Origin of the sequence: Massilia sp. Root351 (assembly GCF_001425045.1) — a bacterium.
GTDB lineage: Bacteria > Pseudomonadota > Gammaproteobacteria > Burkholderiales > Burkholderiaceae_D > Rugamonas.
Window position 1 is genome coordinate 673,541 of the sequence record NZ_LMDJ01000001.1, and the last position, 16,655, is coordinate 690,195.

A 16,655-nucleotide genomic window follows, 5' to 3' on the forward strand; every position below is an offset into this window, starting at 1 on the left:
GATGCGCCCTACAGCGCCTCATAGGCAGCCTTCGCCATCGCCTCGTAACCGGCGTCGCCGGGGTGCAGGTGATCGCCCGAGTCGTACGCGGGCAGCATGCGGGACGGGTGCGCCGGGTCGCGCAGAACGGCGTCGAAGTCCGCCACCGCGTCGAAGGCGCCGCTGCCGCGTATCCAGTCGTTCACCTGGCGCCGCACGGCGTCCTTGGCTAGGCTGTAGTGATCCGACAGGGGAGTGCCTTGCAGCGCGTTCTCGAAAGGCGCCATGGTGGCGCCGACCACCTTCACCTTGCGCTCCCTGGCGCGTTCTATCAGCTTGCGGTAGCCGGCGATCAGCGTTTCCGCTTGCATGGCCGGATCGTGCGGGGCGAAGCCGCTGGCGGGCCAGCCGATGTCGTTGATGCCCAGCGCAATGATCACGCTGCGCACGCCCGGCTGCGCCAGCACGTCGTGCTCGAAGCGCGCTGCTGCCCGCTCGCCCATGCGGTCTCCCAGTACCCGCGCGCCCGAAATCCCGGCGTTGGCGACGCCGATTCCGCGCGCTGCGGCCAGCCTGGCCAGGTAGTCCGGCCAGCGGCGGTCATGGTCCGGCGTGGAGCCGTTGCCGTCTGTGAGCGAGTCGCCGAAGGCGACGACCGTGCCGCCCGTCGCCATCGCTGTTTCCCTGGCCGTTGCCGGCGCGCCGCCGCTGACGTGGATCGCGCTCAGGAACACGCGTCCTTGCAGCGGCGCCGCCTCCGACAACTGTCGCGCGCCGGCCTGGTTGCCGCGGCCGACAAAGGCCGTCTGCTGCGCGCCCCAGTGGAAAGTGGACGGCGCCGCACGCTGCGGAAAGTAAGTTGACACGCTCAACCGTTCAAGCGCACGCACGCTGAAGTCCAGCGCGTCGCTGACCGCCTGCTGGCCGGGCGCCACGGTCACCGAGCGCCGGCCGCCAAAGGTCAGAATGCCCGCCGGCGCGCCTGCAATGGCGCTGGAAGCGCCGCCTGCCGCGTTGCCGGCGCTGCGGGCCAGCTGTGCTTCGCCGATCACCAGCGGCTCCGTGCCATAGCGGTTCGACAGCACCACCCGCACGCGCTGCCCGCCCACGCTGAGGCGCAGCGTCTCGCGCACGGTTTGTTTCTGCAGGCTGAGCGGGATATTGGTCGGCAGCGCGAAGCCCGCATCCCAGCCGGGCTGCGGCGCCGCGTACCAGCTGGTCTGCCACTGTTCGGCCGCTGCGGCCGCTGCGGTGGACGAGGCGAGGGCGGCGGCAGCGCCGATGGTGGCTATGGTGGCTATGGTCTTGAACATGATGTGCTCCTTGAGTCAGTGTGCAGACATCTTCATTCATTCCAATCCCATGCGGAAGCTGTTGAAATGGACTATGATTCATTCCAATATCGAATGAGGACCCGGCATGGACACCATCCGCTCCCTGCAGTACTTCGTGCGCGCCGTCGAACTGGGCAGCTTGTCCGCCGTCGCGCGCGAACACGGCACCACGCAGCCCACGGTGAGCAAGGTCGTCGCGGCCCTGGAAGACAGCCTGGGCGTGCGCCTGCTCGAACGCAGCACCTCCAGCCTGTCGGCCACCGTGCAGGGCCAGCGCTTCTACCAGCGTAGCAAGGGCGTGCTGGAAGACTACGCCGAAGCCGTGGCCGAGGCGCGCGGCGAAAGCCAGAGCGCTGCCGGCCTGCTGCGCGTTAACGCCCCGGTCGCGCTGGGCCAGTTCCGCCTGAACGCGCTGGTGCAGGAGTTCCTCGCGCACTACCCGGAAATGGAAATCGAGCTGATACTGAACGACCGCATGGCGGACTTGGTGGAAGAGGGCGTCGACGTCGCGCTGCGCCTGGGAAGCGAGCTGCCGCCCAACGCCATCGCCCGCAAGATCGCCGGCTCGCCGCGCTGGCTGGTGGCATCGCCCGGCTACCTGCACAGCCGCCCCACGCTGCACCAGCCAGAGGACCTGGCGGCGCACGACTACATCCGCTTCGCCTGGCTCAGCACCGGCGGCATGGTCGAACTGCATAACGGCGCGCGCAGCGTGCGCATCCAAACCCAGGGCCGCTACCGCGTCAACAACGCGCTGGCGATCCGCGAAAGCCTGGAAATGGGCGCCGGCATCGGCCTGTGCCCCGCCTGGCTGGTGCAGGACCTGCTGGCAAGCCGCAAGCTCACCCGCGTGCTGCAGGACTGGCACGGCGCCGCGCAGGATCTCAGCCTGATCTATCCCTCCCGCCGGCACCAGCCGTTGCGCACCCGGCTGTTCATGGACTTTCTGCAGGCGCGCCTGCTGCAACAGGCAGGATTCGAAGTTTAACCCTTCTTGCTCTTGCGCTCGTGCTGCCACAGCACGTCGCTGCCGCCGGCGAAGCGGTTCAGCACGCGGGCCAGTACGAACATCAGGTCGGACAGGCGGTTGACGTACTGGCGCGGGTGCTCGTGCAGGGCCTCGGCCTTGCCCAGCGTGACGATGCTGCGCTCAGCGCGGCGGCAGACCGTTCGGCACACATGGGCGATGGCGGCGGCGCGCGAGCCGGCCGGCAGGATGAACTCGGTCAGCGCCGGCAGGGTGGCGTTGTACTTGGCCAGCAGCGCGTCCAGCTGCTCGACATGTTCCTCCTTGATCATCTGGTAGCCGGGGATGCACAGCTCGCCGCCCAGGTCGAACAGGTCGTGCTGGATGCCCACCAGTTCATCGCGCAGGTCGTCCGGCATGGCTTCGCTGAGCAGCAGGCCGAGGTTGGAGTTCAGCTCGTCCACGTCGCCGATGGCGTGGATGCGCAGGCTGTCCTTGTCGGTGCGGCTGCCGTCGCCCAGGCCGGTGGTGCCGTTGTCGCCGGTGCGGGTGGCGATTTTCGAGAGTCGGTTGCCCATGGTATTGCCCCTTATTTCTGGAATGACAGCGAGCATACGATAATTTCGGCTTGGGTGCCTTACAATCAGTACTTCATCGGCGATATGCTCCACTCCCATGACCACAGCCACCCAAGTAGCCACGCCGGCCTTTACGGCCGAGCGCCAGCACAGCGTCGCGGCGGCCCTGCGCGCCGCGCTGCCGGCAAGCAGCATCCTGTCCGCGCTGGAGGACACCCGGCCCTACGAGTGCGACGGCCTGTCGGCCTACCGCCAGCCGCCCATGATCGTGGCGCTGCCCGCCAATGAGCAGGAGGTGCTGGCGGTGCTCAAGGTGTGCCGCGACATGAACGTGCCCATCGTGCCGCGCGGCGCGGGCACCGGGCTGTCCGGCGGCGCCATGCCGATTGCCGACGGGGTGGTGCTGTCCACCGCGCGCATGAACCAGATCGTGCGCATGGACGCGTATTCGCGCACGGCCGTGGTGCAGCCCGGCGTGCGCAACCTGGCCATCTCGGAGGCGGCCGCGCAGCATGCGCTGTACTACGCCCCCGATCCGTCCTCGCAAATTGCCTGCACCATAGGCGGCAACGTGGCGGAGAACTCGGGCGGCGTGCATTGCCTGAAGTACGGCCTGACGGTGCACAACGTGCTGCGCGTGCGCATGGCCACCATCGAGGGCGATGTGGTGGAGCTGGGCAGCGAGGCGCTCGATGCGCCGGGCCTGGACCTGCTGTCGGCCTTCATCGGCTCGGAGGGCATGCTGGGCATCGTCACCGAGGTGACGGTAAAGCTGGTGCCCAAGCCGGCCTGTGCGCGCGTGATCATGGCGTCCTTCGGCGACGTGGTCACCGGCGGCAATGCGGTGGCCAAGGTGATTGCGGCCGGAATTATCCCTGCCGGGCTGGAAATGATGGACCGCACCTCCTCGCGCATGGTGGAGCCATTCGTGAAGGCGGGCTACGACACCGACGCCGCCGCCATCCTGCTGTGCGAGGCGGACGGCACGCTGGAAGAGGTGGACGAAGAAATCGCGCGCATGACGGCGGTGCTGGAGGCGGCCGGCGCCAGCGCCATCCAGGTGTCGCAGAGCGAGGCCGAGCGGCTGAAGTTCTGGTCGGGGCGCAAGAACGCTTTCCCTGCGGCCGGCCGCATCTCGCCGGATTACTACTGCATGGACGGCACCATCCCGCGCAAGCACCTGGCGCGGGTGCTGATCGGCATTGAACAGATGGAGCTGAAGTACGGCCTGCGCTGCGCCAATGTGTTCCATGCGGGCGACGGCAACCTGCATCCGCTGATCCTGTTCGACGCGAACCAGCCGGATGAGCTGGAGCGCGCCGAGGCCTTCGGCGCCGAAATCCTGGCGCTGTGCGTGGAAGTGGGCGGCACCATCACGGGCGAGCATGGCGTGGGCATCGAGAAAATCGATTCCATGTGCGTGCAGTTCAAGCCTGCCGAGCTGGAGGCTTTCTTCAGCGTGAAGCGCGCCTTCGATCCGGCCATGCTGCTCAATCCGAACAAGGCCATTCCCACCCTGAACCGCTGCGCGGAGTTCGGCAAGATGCGCGTGACGGCAGGCCTGCTGCCGCATGCGGGTTTGCCGCGTTTTTAATCGGAGCCACATGCAAGCGATCGTAGAGCAATTCCGTAACCAGGTGCTCGCTGCCGTCGAGGCGGGAACGCCTTTGCGCGTGCGCGGCGGCGGCAGCAAGGACTGGTATGGCAACGCGGCCATGGACCCGGCTGCGCCGGGCGCGCTGCTCGATACCCGCGCTTACACCGGGGTGGTGGACTACGAGCCGACCGAACTGGTGATCACGGTGCGCTGCGGCACGCCGCTGGCCGAGGTGGAGGCACTGCTGGCCGCCAACGGCCAGATGCTGGCGTTCGAGCCGCCGCGCTTGGGCGCCGGGTCGACCATCGGCGGGGTGGTGGCAAGCGGCCTGGCCGGGCCGCGCCGCGCCAGCGCCGGCGGCGTGCGGGACTTCGTGCTGGGCGCCAAGCTCATGGACGGCAAGGGCGAGGTGCTGAACTTCGGCGGGCAGGTGATGAAGAACGTGGCGGGCTACGATGTTTCGCGCCTGCTGGCCGGCTCGATGGGCACGCTGGGATTGATACTGGAGGTGTCGCTCAAGGTGCTGCCACTGCCGGTATGCGAAGCCGCGCTGCGTTTCGAATTGGGCGAGATCGATGCGCTGCGGCGCCTGAATGAGTGGGCCGGGCAGCCTTTGCCGCTGTCGGCCAGTTGCTGGCACCGGGGCGTGCTGACGCTGCGGCTGTCGGGTGCGGAGGCAGCGGTGCGCGCGGCATTGGCGCGCATGGACGGTGCGCGCGTCCCTGATGGCGAAGCGGCGGCGTTCTGGGCCAGCCTGCGCGACCAGTCGCACGGCCACTTCAATGGTGGCGCCCTGTGGCGGCTGTCGGTGCCGCCAGCGGCCAGCTCCATCATCCTGAAAGGCGAGCAGCTGATCGAATGGGGCGGCGCGCAGCGCTGGCTGAAAGTGGACGCGGCGCCCACCGCCGATACGGCGCAGGATGTCCGCCGCACGGTGGCGGCGGCGGGCGGCCACGCCACGCTGTTCCGCGCCGATGACAAACGTGCCGGCGCGTTTCATCCGCCGGCGTCCGCCGTGGCGAAGATCAACCAGCGCCTGAAGCAGGCCTTCGATCCGGCCGGTATCTTCAACCCCGGCCGCATGTAGACTCCGATACCATGCAAACCAACCTGGCAGACTTCATCAAGAACACGCGCGAAGGCGACGAGGCCGAGGCCATCCTGCGCGCCTGCGTGCATTGCGGCTTTTGCACCGCCACCTGTCCCACCTACCAGCTGCTGGGCGATGAGCTCGATGGCCCGCGCGGCCGCATCTACCTGATCAAGCAGGTGCTGGAAGGCGCGCCCGTGACGCAGAAAACGCAGACCCACCTGGACCGCTGCCTGACCTGCCGCAACTGCGAGAGCACCTGTCCGTCCGGCGTGCAGTACGGCCGCCTGGCCGACATCGGCCGCAAGGTGGTCGAGCAGCGCGTGCAGCGGCCGCTGGCCGAGCGCGTGAAACGCTACGTGCTGAAAGAAGCATTGCCGCGCCGCTGGCTGTTCGAGCCGGCGCTGGCCATGGGGCGCCTGTTCAAGCCGGTGCTCTCGCCGGCGCTGCAGGACAAGCTGCCGCCGGCCGCGGCTGCGGGGCGCAGGCCTGCGCGCAGCCATGCGCGCAGGATGCTGGTGCTGGAAGGCTGTGTGCAGCCGGGCATGGCGCCCAACATCAACGCCGCCACGGCGCGCGTGCTGGATGCGCTGGGCGTGCAGCTGGTCGCCGCGCGCAAGGCGGGCTGCTGCGGCGCGTTGCGCTACCACCTGAATGAGCAGGAGGGGGGGCTGGACGACATGCGCCGCAATATCGATGCGTGGTGGCCCTACGTTGCCGGAGATGCCGCGCCGGTCGAGGCCATCGTGATGACAGCTTCCGGCTGCGGCGTCACCGTCAAGGAGTACGGCCATCTGCTGGCGCACGACCCCGCCTATGCCGAGAAGGCGCGCCGCGTGTCGGCGCTGACCAGGGACCTGAGCGAGGTGATGCCGGAGTTCGAGGCGGAGCTGGCGCAACGCATGCGGGGCCGCATCGCCGAGCGGGTGGCCTTCCATCCGCCTTGCACCCTGCAGCACGGGCAGCAGATACGCGGCAAGGTGGAAGGCGTGCTGCGCGCCGTGGGCGTGGAGGTGGTGCTGTGCGCGGACAGCCATCTGTGCTGCGGCTCGGCTGGCACCTATTCGATGCTGCAGCCGGAGCTGTCGATGCAGCTGCGCGAGCGCAAGCTGGAGAACCTGGCGGCCACCGGCGCGAAGAAGATCGTGTCGGCCAATATCGGTTGCCTTACGCACCTGCAGTCCGGCACCGAAACGCCGGTGCAGCACTGGATAGAACTGATCGATCAGGCGCTGGGCAAGCTGGCGTAGGGGATGCTGGGAGCGCCGCTCATGCCGTCGACCGGCAGCAGGGCGGCGCGCTGCCAGGCGGGCGTGGCGGCGAAGCTGGCGGTCCACGGCAGCACCTCGCCGGCCGGCATCGGGCGCGCGATGCCGTAGCCTTGCGCCAGCTCGCAGCCCAGGCGCATCAGCTGGGCGCCGTGTTCCACCGTCTCGACGCCCTCCGCGATCACGCTGCGGTTGAAGGCGCGTGCCAGGCCGATGACGGCCGACACCAGGTGCAGGTCGTCGCGGTCGACCAGCATGTTGCGCACGAAGCTCTGGTCTATCTTCAGCACTTCGGCAGGCAGGCGCTTCAGGTAGGACATGGACGAGTAGCCGGTGCCGAAATCGTCCAGCGCGAAGCGGATGCCGAGCGCTTGGCATTCCAGCATGATGGCGCGCACGTGGCCGATGTCCGCCAGCGCCGACGATTCCAGTATCTCCAGCTCCAGCATGCGCGGCGGCACGCCGGGAAATTCGGCCAGGATGGCGGTCAGGCGCGGCACGAAGTCGGTGCGCTGGAAATGGCGCGCGGCGATGTTGACGCTCACCACCCAGTCCGGATGGCTGGCGCGCCACAGTTCCAGCTGGCGCAGCGCGTGGCGCAGCACCATGTCGCCGATTTCCACGATCAGGTCGGTATGCTCGACCACCGGCAGGAACTCCATCGGCCCGACGATGCCGCGCTGCGGATGGCGCCAGCGCAGCAGCGCCTCCATGCCGATGATGCGGCCGGCGCGCATGTCCAGCTTGGGCTGGTAGTACAGGCACAACTCCTCGGCGCGCAGCGCGGCGCGGATTTCGGTGCGGCGGTTGTGGTGCGTGCGCACCTGCTCGTCCAGGTGCACATCGAAATAGTGTACCTTGTTGCGGCCGGTGAGCTTGGCCTGGTACAGCGCCTGGTCGGCGTGGCGCAGCAGGTTGTCGGCGCTGATGTCGCCGCCCTGGTAGATCGTGACGCCGGCGCTGGCCGGCACCGACAGCGTCTGCGTCTCGCAATGGTAAGGGCGGGCCAGCAGCGCGAGCAGCTGCGCCAGCGTGTGCTCGACGGCGGCCTGGTCGGGCTGGTCCGGCAGCAGCAGCACGAATTCGTCCCCGCCCAGGCGCGCGGCGTAGTGGCGCGGACCGGCGAAGCTGTGCAGGCGGCCGGCTGCCTGCTTGAGGATTTCATCGCCCAGCGCGTGGCCGCCGCGCTCATTCACCTGCTGGAAGTGGTCCAGGTCCAGCATGCACACGGCCAGCATGGCGTTGTGCTCTTTGGCCAGTTCCAGTTCATGCTCGAAGCGGGCCGCCAGCGCGCTGCGGTTGGGCAGGCCGGTCAGCAGGTCGTGCTGGCTTTGCCAGGACATTTGCTGGATCAGCTGCTTCTTCTCGCTCACGTCGCGGAACACCAGCACTATCCCTTGTACGCCCGCCTGCGCCGCAGCGGACAGCCGCGCCGCGCCGCCGTCCCCGTTGCGCCGGATGGGCGCGATCGTGTATTCGATGACGAAGCTGGCGCCGGATGGCTGGCGCAGGGTCTGGTTCTTGGCGCGCACCACGGCGCCGCCGGCGTAGATGCTCTGCATGGTGCGCTTCAGCGCCTGGTGGCCGAAGTTGTTGGCCAGCGTGAACACCGCTTGCAGCTGCCTGCCGCGCGCCTGCTCTTCGCCATAGCCGGTGAGCTGCTGCGCCGCTTCGTTCATGCTGCCGATGCGGCCGTCGAGGCCGATCACGATGACGGCGTCGCCGATCGACGACAGCGTGACCTCGATGCGTTCCTTCTGTTCCTGCAGCGAGTGCACCAGCGCCTGCACCTGGCTGGCCATGCTGTTGAAGGTGGTGGCCATGGCGCGCGCCTCGGGCGAGCCGCTGACCGGCATGCGCATGCCAAGGTCGCCGTTCTGGAAGCGGCCGGTGGCGCTTTCGAGGCGCAGCTGCATGCGCCGGTTGAGGTAAATCAGCAGGCCTAGCAGTACGTAGATGGTGACGATGTTTACCGCCGAGATGGCCGCTTGCTGGCGCAGCGCGCGCCATACGCGGTTCAGCGGCTGGGTGGGATGGAACCACAGCGACAGCGTGCCGGGGGCGAGGCCGGGGCCCGCGCCGCCGGGGCCCGCGCCAACCTCGTGCAGCGGCACGCGCAGCTTGAGGTACAGCGGTTCGATGGCGGTGACCCTGCCCAGCCAGGAAGGATGGGCCAGGTCCGGCAGCGGCGCCGCGCCGGCCGAGCTGGTGGCGTTGCCGCCGTGTTCCCAGCGCACCATCGCCAGGTCGGGATCGTGCGCGGCGGCGCCGGCCAGCAATGCGGCAATGGCCAGCTGGTTGCGTTCGCGCTGCAAAGGCTTGAGGGCGGCCGCCAGGTACTGGCTCAATTGCTGCGCTTCGATTTCGTAGCGCTGGCGCGCGGCGGCCGATTCGGATTCGGTCATCAGCGTATAGCGCACGCTGACAATGACGGTTACTAGCAACAAGATAGGGACGAAGAGCCTGGCATAGATTCCCATGCGCATCCACAATGACAGCAATTTCCCCAACAGTGGCATAGGTTTCCGTCCAGCCTTAAATCATTCCTAGTCACATTATTACGTAAAAGTCATGGCGCAACCCCGATTATTTTAACTTTCCGCCCATTTTTCCATGATTTCCGCGACAGCCGGCAGCTGGCCCAGGAACAGGTCCACCAGCTGCGGATCGAAATGCAGGCCGCGCTGCGCGCGCAGGTGGTCGCAGGCCTGTTCCACGGTCCATGCCTGTTTGTAGGGACGCACCGACGTTAGCGCGTCGAACACGTCGGCCACCGCGACGATGCGCCCGGCCAGCGGAATCTGTTCGCCTTTCAGGCCCTGCGGGTAGCCGCTGCCATCCCATTTCTCGTGGTGGTTCTGCGCCACCTGGCAGGCCACGGCCAGCATGCCCGTGGCGTGGCGGCCGATGATGTCGGCGCCGATGGTCGGGTGGGTTTGCATCACGCGCCATTCGTCCTCGTCCAGCTTGGCGGGCTTTTGCAGGATGCGGTCGGGGATGCCGATCTTGCCGATGTCGTGCATGGGCGCGGCGTTGAACAGGTCGTCCACATCGTCCTCGTCCAGGCCGCAGGCAATGGCCAGCAGGCGCGTGTAGTGGCTCATGCGGATCACGTGCAGCCCGGTTTCATTGTCCTTGTATTCGGCGGCCAGGCCGAGGCGCTGCACGATCTCGAGGCGGCTCGCTTTCAGTTCGTCCAGCCGCACCAGCGACAGGTGCAGGCGCACGCGCGCCTTCACCACGGCAGGGCTGACCGGCTTGGTGATGTAGTCCACCGCGCCCGCTTCGAAGCCGTCCACCTCGTCGGTGCTGTCGGTCAGCGCGGTGACGAAGATGACCGGGATGCCGGCCGTGGCGGGATCGGCCTTCAGGCGGCGGCACACCTCGTAGCCGGTCATGTCGGGCATCATCACGTCCAGCAGGATCAGGTCGGGCTGCTCCTTGGCGGCCAGTTCAAGCGCGCGCGGGCCGTCCTTGGCGAACAGCAGGCTATGGCGCTCCTGCAGGATTTGCCGCAGCAGCTGCAGGTTGGTGGATTCGTCGTCGACCGCGAGGATGACGGGAAGGCGCTTGGGTGGTTGTGTCATGGTGTGCTCCCGGCCGGCGCCGGCAGGCAGGACGCCAGCAGCGCCTGCAGCCGCGCGTGGGCCGCGCTGAAATCGAAATCGTCTATCGCTTGCTGCAGTTCCCGCAGGCGCTGTGGCGGGACATGCGACGCCAGTGCTTGTGCCAATTGTTCCATAGCGGCTTCGTCGAAGGCGCCACTGTCGATGGAGCGCTGCAGGGTGGCGCCCAGGCGCTGCACCAGCGCTTCATCGAGCGGTGCGTGCGGTTCCGGGCCGGGGGCTGCGGCGGGTGCGGCGGTGGTGGCGGCCGCGCCGGCAGCCGCAGCGGTGCCAGCGGTGGCGGTGGCGTTGGCGAGCAGGAGGTCGATGGCCGCGATGGCTTCGGCCAGGCGCTGCTCCACCGCGTCCAGCAGCGGCGCTGCCGTGGCCGGCGCCGCCACCGCGCTGCCGCGCCACGCTTGTTCGAGACGGTCCAGCGTTGCGGCCAGCTGCTCCAGCCCCAGGTTGCCGGCCGCGCCCTTGAGCTGGTGCGCCAGTGCCGCGGCGGCGGCGAAGCTTGCCTGGCCGGCGCCATCGGCGGCATCGGCGAGGCCGGCGCCCAGCCGCCGCAGTTCGCCGGTGGCGCCCGCGCGGTCGGCGGCGAAGCTGCGCAGCGCGCGGTGATACGCGCGCTCCTCGCCGGCCCAGCGGTGCAGCGCGTGCTGGTGGTTCAGCACTTGCAGCAGGGTTTCCGGGCCGCTGGCCTGGGTTTGCTCGTCAATGGCGATACCCAGCACCATGGCCAGTTCGCGGCCCAGCACGTGCATGTCCACCGGCTTGGGCGCGAAGCCCTCCATGCCTGCCGCATTGGTGGCCTCGCGGTCTTTTTCCAGCACGCTGGCGGTCATGGCGATGATGGGCACGCGCGGGCGGCCGCGCTGCGCTTCCTGCGCGCGGATGCGGCGCGTCGCTTCCAGGCCGTCCATGCCCGGCATCTGCACATCCATCAGGATCACGTCGAAGCGGCCTTCGGCGGCCAGCTGCACCGCGATGGCGCCGTCGCTGGCGCCGGTGATGCTGTGGCCCTGCTTGCCCAGCAAGAGGGTGAGCAATTCCAGGTTTTGCGGCACGTCGTCGGCCGCCAGGATGTTCAGCGGCGGCAGCTTGATGCACGGCGCCGCGCGCTGCTGCGCCGGCTGGCTGAGCGCGGCCGTCATCGGCAGCACCACGTGGAAGGCGCTGCCGTGGCCCTCGGTGCTGGTGGCCCAGATCTGGCCGCCCATCAGTTCGGCCAGCTGCTTGCAGATGGTGGTGCCCAGCCCCGTGCCGCCGAAACGCCGGTTCATCGACGCGTCGGCCTGGGTGAAGGGTTCGAAAATGGCGGCCAGGCGGCTGGCCGGAATGCCGATGCCGGTGTCGCTGACGATGAAGTGCACGCAGTCGCCGTCCGGCCCGTTCTCGCGCGCCACCGCCAGCGTGACGTTGCCCTGGGCGGTGAACTTGATGGCGTTGCCCAGCAAATTGCTCAGCACCTGGCGCACCCGCAGCTCGTCGCCGTGCAGGCTGTGCGGCATGGCCGGATCGTAGGCGATCGACAGCTTCAGCCCTTTCGCGCCGGCGTTGCTGCCCATGGTGGAGGACAGCTCGTCGATCAGGGCCAGCAGGTTGTAGTCGGCCAGCTCCAGTTCCACCGCGCCCTTGTCCAGCTTGGCCGTGTCGAGGATTTCGTTGAGCAGGCGCAGCAGCGAGCGCGCCGAGTTGCGCACCGTGTTCAGGTGGCGCCGCTGGTCGCTGGCCAGTTCGCCCTGCAGCAGCACGTCGGTGAAGCCGAGGATGGAATTCATCGGGGTACGGATCTCGTGGCTCATGTTGGCCAGGAAGGCGGCGCGCGCGGCGGCGGCCTGCTCGGCGCGCTCCTTGGCCGCGCGCAGCTCCTCTTCCATGGTGCGGCGGCCGCTGATGTCGAGGATCACGCCGTCCAGCCATTGCACTTTGCCTTCGTCGTTGAGGATGGCGCTGCCGTTTTCCCACAGCCAGCGGATGCTGCCGTCCTGGTGCAGCAGGCGGTATTCCAGCAGGAAGGGCTGGCCGTTTTCCACCGCCGCGTCCAGGCCGCGCGCCACCTGTTCATGGTCGTCCGGGTGGATCAGGTCGCCGAAGCAGCGCTTGGGCGGCGCGCCGAGGAAATCCGATGCCGGGTAGCCGGTGACGCTTTCCACCGCCGCGCTGACGTAGACCATGGGCCAGCCGGGCGCCATCAGGCTGCGGTAGGAAATGCCGGGGATGTTGCCGATCAGGGAGCGGAACTGCTGTTCGCTGGCGCGCAGCTGCTGCTCCATGGCCTTGCGCTCGCTGATGTCGGTGACGAAGCAGACGTACAAGTCCTTGTCGGCCAGGCGCGCGTGGCCGTAGGCATTGCGCAGCGGGACCAGGGCGCCGCTCTTGTGCAGGCCCAGCACGTCCTGGCTCTCGCCGATCACGCCCTCCCTGCCGTCGTTCAGGTGGCTCAGGATACCGTCGCGCTGCGAGCGCGCGGGATCGGCGATCAGCACGCGCACGTTGCGGCCCAGGATGTCTTCGCGGCGCCAGCCGAAAATGCGCTCGGCGGCCGCGTTGAATTCGCGGATGGTGCCGTCCGACTCCATGGTGATGACGCCGTCGACGGCGGTGGCCAGCAGTGCGCGCATCCACGATTCGCTCTGGCTGAGCTGGAAGAACAGCGCGCGGTAGCGCAGCATGCCGTTGGCCGACAGTACCAGCAAGGTGAACGAGACGGTGATCAGGGTGACGGCCAGCGCCAGGAAACCGGCGTTGCTCACCCCGCCGGCCGTGCCGGGCGGCACGGTGCCGACGAAGCGCGCCGCCGCCATGCCGGTGTAGTGCATGCCGGCGATGGCGCAGCCCATGATGACGCTGGCGATGGCCAGCCGGGCGCCGCCGCCCAGGCGGCCGCGCAGCGCGTTCAGGCCGAAGCGCACCCACAGCGCCAGCGTGGCCAGCGCCACCGCCACCACGATGGACAGCGCGAACATGGCCGGGTCGTAGCGCAGCGTGAGGGCGCTGCGCATGGCGGCCATGCCGGTGTAGTGCATGGCGCCGATGCCGGCGCCCACCAGCACGCCGCCGGCCAGCAGCTGCCAGCGGCCGATCTGCTGGCGGCTGATCAGCGACAGCGCCACGAAGGACGCGGCCACGCTGGGCAGCATGGACCAGATGGTGATGGCGCGGTCGTAATCGACGCTGGTGCACAGGTCGAAGGCCAGCATGCCGATGAAATGCATGGCCCACACGCCGCTGCCCAGTGACAGGCTGCCGGTCAGCAGCGCGGCGCTGCGCAGCCGCGCGCTGGTGGCGGCGCCGGCCTGGCCGGCCATCTGCAATCCCATCCAGGAGGAAAACGCCGCCACCAGGATGGACAAGGCAACCAGCCAGGGATCGTAGCGCCCGAAACTGAGCATAGTGGGGTCGGAGGGCGGCGAGAACAGCTGCGCCAGGTAGTCGATAACCATGATGTGCGGGCGGGGCAAAGCCGCCGGGGTAGTGCCAGGGAAGGAATTACTCGGCCAGCAGGCGCGCGATATCGTCCGTCAGTTCTTCCGGCTTGGTGGTGGGGGCGTAGCGCTTGTAGACCGTGCCGTCCTTGCGGATCAGGAACTTGGTGAAGTTCCACTTGATGCCTTCCGTGCCCAGCAGGCCGGGCGACTGTTTTTTCAGGTGCTGGTACAGCGGGTGCGCGCCGCTGCCGTTCACGTCCACCTTGGCGAACATGGGGAAGCTCACGCCGTAGTTCTTTTCGCAGAAGGCGCCGATGTCCTCGGCCGTTCCGGGTTCCTGGGCGCCGAACTGGTTGCAGGGGAAGCCCAGCACCACCGCCCCCTGGTCCTTGAACTGCTGGTACACCGCCTCCAGGCCATGGTACTGCGGCGTGAAGCCGCACTTGCTGGCCGTATTGACGATCAGCAGCACCTTGCCCTTGTACTGCGCCAGCTCGGCCGGCGCGCCGGACAGGGTGTCGGCCTTGAAATCGAATACTGTGGTCATGGGCTTCCTTAGATGATGTTCAGGTGTTCGGTGCCCGCCGACAGGTCGCGCGTCTTGGCGGCCTTGCCTTCCAGCTTGATGGCCAGGCGCAGGTCGTTGACCGAATCGGCGTTGCGCAGCGCGTCCTCGTAGCTGATCACATCGGCCTCGAACAGGTCGAACAGCGACTGGTCGAAGGTCTGCATGCCCAGCTCGCGCGACTTCTTCATCAGCTCCTTGATCTCGTGTACCTGGCCCTTGAAGATCAGGTCCGAGATCAGCGGCGAGTTGAGCAGGATTTCGATGGCCACGGCGCGGCCCTTGGTTTCCTTGCGCGGAATCAGGCGTTGCGACACCATGCCCTTCAGGTTGAGCGACAGGTCCATCAGCAGCTGCTGGCGGCGCTCCTCGGGGAAGAAGTTGATGATGCGGTCGAGCGCCTGGTTGGCGCTGTTGGCGTGCAGGGTGGCCAGGCACAGGTGGCCGGTTTCGGCGAAGGCGATGGCGTGGTCCATGGTCTGGCGGTCGCGGATCTCGCCGATCTGGATCACGTCCGGCGCCTGGCGCAGGGTGTTCTTCAGCGCCACTTCCCAGTCGTCGGTGTCCACGCCCACCTCGCGCTGCGTGATGATGCAGTTGCGGTGCGGGTGCACGAATTCCACCGGGTCCTCGATGGTGATGATGTGGCCGTAGCTGTTCTCGTTGCGGTAGCCCACCATGGCCGCCAGCGTGGTCGACTTGCCCGAGCCGGTGGCGCCCACCATGATCACCAGGCCGCGCTTGGACATCACCACGTCCTTCAGCACTTCCGGCAAGCCCAGCTCTTCCAGCTTGGGGATGGCCGAATTAATCGTGCGCAGCACCATGCCCACGGCGCTCATCTGCACGAAGGCCGACACGCGGAAGCGTCCCAGGTCGCCCGGGCTGATGGCGAAGTTGGCCTCCTTGGTCAGCTCGAAGCCGGCGGTCTGCTTGTCGTTCATGATGGAACGGGCCAGGTCCGAGGTGTGGGCGGCGGTGAGCGGCTGGGCCGACACCGGCGTCATCTTGCCGTCGATCTTCATCGCCGGCGGGAAGCCGGCCGTGATGAACAGGTCCGAGCCGTTCTTGCTGACCATCAGGCGCAGCAAGTCGAACATGAATTTGGAGGCCTGGTCGCGTTCCATCTGGTGTGCTTTCGTTTAGCCCGGGAAGTTGTCGGGGATCTTGGCGGCGTTGCGCGCGGCGGCCGGCGAGATCAGGTTGCGGCGCACCAGGTCGGTCAGGTTCTGGTCCAAGGTCTGCATGCCGACGTTGCTGCCGGTCTGGATGGCCGAGTACATCTGCGCGATCTTCGCTTCGCGGATCAGGTTGCGGATGGCCGGCGTGCCGACCATGATTTCGTGCGCCGCCACGCGGCCGGAGCCGTCCTTGGTCTTGAGCAGCGTTTGCGAAATGACCGCCTGCAGCGATTCGGACAGCATGGCCCGCACCATTTCCTTTTCCTCGGCCGGGAACACGTCGACGATGCGGTCGATGGTCTTGGCGGCGGAGGAGGTGTGCAGGGTGCCGAACACCAGGTGGCCGGTTTCGGCCGCCGACAGCGCCAGGCGGATGGTCTCCAGGTCGCGCAGCTCGCCCACCAGGATGGCGTCCGGGTCTTCCCGCAGCGCCGAGCGCAGCGCGTTGTTGAACGACAGCGTGTGCGGTCCCACTTCGCGCTGGTTGATCAGGCACTTCTTGGAGTCGTGCACGAATTCGATCGGGTCCTCGATGGTGAGGATGTGGCCGTACTCGTTTTCGTTGAGGTGGTTGACCATGGCCGCCAGGGTGGTGGACTTGCCCGAGCCGGTCGGCCCCGTCACCAGCACCAGGCCGCGCGGCTTGAGCGCGAATTCGGCGAAGATCTTGGGCGCGTTCAGTTCTTCCAGGCTGAGGATCTTGGACGGAATGGTGCGCAGCACGGCGGCCGCGCCGCGTTCCTGGTTGTAGGCGTTGACGCGGAAGCGCGCCAGGCCGGGAATGGCGAAGGAAAAATCGCACTCCAGCATTTCCTCGTAGGCCTTGCGCTGGCCGTCGTTCATGATGTCATAGATCATGCCGTGCACGTCCTTGTGCTCGAGCGGCGGCAGGTTGATGCGGCGTACGTCGCCGTGGACGCGGATCATGGGCGGCAGGCCGGCGGACAGGTGCAGATCGGAAGCTTTGTTCTTGACGGAGAATGCGAGTAATTCGGAGATGTCCATTTATAATCCCAGTGCTGCGTTTCGGGGAGAGGCCTGCGGAACCGGCCCAACC

At 67.8% G+C, this 16,655-nt stretch carries 12 protein-coding genes; 4 read left to right on the forward strand and 8 right to left on the reverse strand.

Annotation, left to right across the window (positions count from 1 at the left end):
• Positions 1–8: 8 nt before the first annotated feature.
• Positions 9–1,292 (reverse strand): SGNH/GDSL hydrolase family protein, encoded by a 1,284-nt coding sequence (locus tag ASD15_RS03045; RefSeq protein WP_057153243.1) that lies wholly within the window; start codon positions 1,290–1,292, stop codon positions 9–11.
• A gap of 106 nt (positions 1,293–1,398) precedes the next feature.
• On the opposite strand from ASD15_RS03045, the gene ASD15_RS03050 reads away from it, so the two are divergent.
• Complete coding sequence (locus ASD15_RS03050; protein WP_057153244.1) at positions 1,399–2,301, forward strand: LysR family transcriptional regulator; 903 nt, start codon at positions 1,399–1,401, stop codon at positions 2,299–2,301.
• On the opposite strand, the gene ASD15_RS03055 is transcribed toward ASD15_RS03050, so the two are convergent.
• On the reverse strand, positions 2,298–2,858 hold the full coding sequence (locus ASD15_RS03055; protein WP_057153245.1) for a cob(I)yrinic acid a,c-diamide adenosyltransferase: 561 nt from the start codon (positions 2,856–2,858) through the stop codon (positions 2,298–2,300). The genes ASD15_RS03050 and ASD15_RS03055 overlap by 4 nt on opposite strands.
• 97 nt (positions 2,859–2,955) lie before the next feature.
• Between ASD15_RS03055 and ASD15_RS03060 the strand changes: the two genes are divergently transcribed.
• From ASD15_RS03060 to glcF, 3 genes are read left to right on the forward strand one after another with little or no spacing between them, the layout of a single operon-like run.
• Positions 2,956–4,452 (forward strand): FAD-linked oxidase C-terminal domain-containing protein, encoded by a 1,497-nt coding sequence (locus ASD15_RS03060; protein WP_057153246.1) that lies wholly within the window; start codon positions 2,956–2,958, stop codon positions 4,450–4,452.
• 10 nt (positions 4,453–4,462) lie between these two features.
• The gene (gene glcE / locus ASD15_RS03065) at positions 4,463–5,542 is read left to right on the forward strand and encodes a glycolate oxidase subunit GlcE (RefSeq protein WP_057153247.1); all 1,080 of its coding nucleotides are present in this window, start codon (positions 4,463–4,465) and stop codon (positions 5,540–5,542) included.
• An 11-nt stretch (positions 5,543–5,553) separates the two neighbouring features.
• A complete protein-coding gene (gene glcF, locus ASD15_RS03070; protein ID WP_057153248.1) occupies positions 5,554–6,795 on the forward strand; it encodes a glycolate oxidase subunit GlcF in 1,242 nt (413 codons plus the stop codon).
• Here glcF and ASD15_RS03075 read toward each other — a convergent pair.
• The 6 genes from ASD15_RS03075 to ASD15_RS03100 form a co-directional block, all read right to left on the reverse strand.
• Positions 6,771–9,260, reverse strand: coding sequence for a bifunctional diguanylate cyclase/phosphodiesterase (locus ASD15_RS03075; RefSeq protein ID WP_229418040.1), 2,490 nt, complete (start codon positions 9,258–9,260; stop codon positions 6,771–6,773). The genes glcF and ASD15_RS03075 overlap by 25 nt on opposite strands.
• A 144-nt stretch (positions 9,261–9,404) precedes the next feature.
• Complete coding sequence (locus ASD15_RS03080) at positions 9,405–10,400, reverse strand: HD-GYP domain-containing protein (protein WP_057153249.1); 996 nt, start codon at positions 10,398–10,400, stop codon at positions 9,405–9,407.
• Positions 10,397–13,867 (reverse strand): MHYT domain-containing protein, encoded by a 3,471-nt coding sequence (locus ASD15_RS03085; protein WP_057153250.1) that lies wholly within the window; start codon positions 13,865–13,867, stop codon positions 10,397–10,399. The genes ASD15_RS03080 and ASD15_RS03085 overlap by 4 nt, the downstream gene beginning before the upstream one ends.
• Positions 13,868–13,913: 46 nt before the next feature.
• A complete protein-coding gene (locus tag ASD15_RS03090) occupies positions 13,914–14,399 on the reverse strand; it encodes a glutathione peroxidase (protein ID WP_057153251.1) in 486 nt (161 codons plus the stop codon).
• 8 nt (positions 14,400–14,407) lie between these two features.
• Positions 14,408–15,544: a PilT/PilU family type 4a pilus ATPase gene (locus ASD15_RS03095; RefSeq protein WP_057153252.1), complete on the reverse strand. Its 1,137-nt coding sequence runs from the start codon at positions 15,542–15,544 to the stop codon at positions 14,408–14,410.
• Between the two features lie 15 nt (positions 15,545–15,559).
• Positions 15,560–16,603, reverse strand: coding sequence for a type IV pilus twitching motility protein PilT (locus ASD15_RS03100; protein ID WP_056398579.1), 1,044 nt, complete (start codon positions 16,601–16,603; stop codon positions 15,560–15,562).
• Positions 16,604–16,655: the final 52 nt, after the last annotated feature.

What these genes read in the sequence shown, in the direction of transcription:
- ASD15_RS03085 (WP_057153250.1), bottom strand. Translation starts at nt 13,867, where the DNA reads ATGGTTATCGACTACCTGGCGCAGCTGTTCTCGCCGCCCTCCGACCCC.
- glcE (WP_057153247.1), top strand. Translation starts at nt 4,463, where the DNA reads ATGCAAGCGATCGTAGAGCAATTCCGTAACCAGGTGCTCGCTGCCGTC.
- ASD15_RS03090 (WP_057153251.1), bottom strand. Translation starts at nt 14,399, where the DNA reads ATGACCACAGTATTCGATTTCAAGGCCGACACCCTGTCCGGCGCGCCG.
- ASD15_RS03095 (WP_057153252.1), bottom strand. Translation starts at nt 15,544, where the DNA reads ATGGAACGCGACCAGGCCTCCAAATTCATGTTCGACTTGCTGCGCCTG.
- ASD15_RS03080 (WP_057153249.1), bottom strand. Translation starts at nt 10,400, where the DNA reads ATGACACAACCACCCAAGCGCCTTCCCGTCATCCTCGCGGTCGACGAC.
- ASD15_RS03055 (WP_057153245.1), bottom strand. Translation starts at nt 2,858, where the DNA reads ATGGGCAACCGACTCTCGAAAATCGCCACCCGCACCGGCGACAACGGC.
- ASD15_RS03060 (WP_057153246.1), top strand. Translation starts at nt 2,956, where the DNA reads ATGACCACAGCCACCCAAGTAGCCACGCCGGCCTTTACGGCCGAGCGC.
- ASD15_RS03100 (WP_056398579.1), bottom strand. Translation starts at nt 16,603, where the DNA reads ATGGACATCTCCGAATTACTCGCATTCTCCGTCAAGAACAAAGCTTCC.
- ASD15_RS03050 (WP_057153244.1), top strand. Translation starts at nt 1,399, where the DNA reads ATGGACACCATCCGCTCCCTGCAGTACTTCGTGCGCGCCGTCGAACTG.
- ASD15_RS03045 (WP_057153243.1), bottom strand. Translation starts at nt 1,292, where the DNA reads ATGTTCAAGACCATAGCCACCATAGCCACCATCGGCGCTGCCGCCGCC.
- glcF (WP_057153248.1), top strand. Translation starts at nt 5,554, where the DNA reads ATGCAAACCAACCTGGCAGACTTCATCAAGAACACGCGCGAAGGCGAC.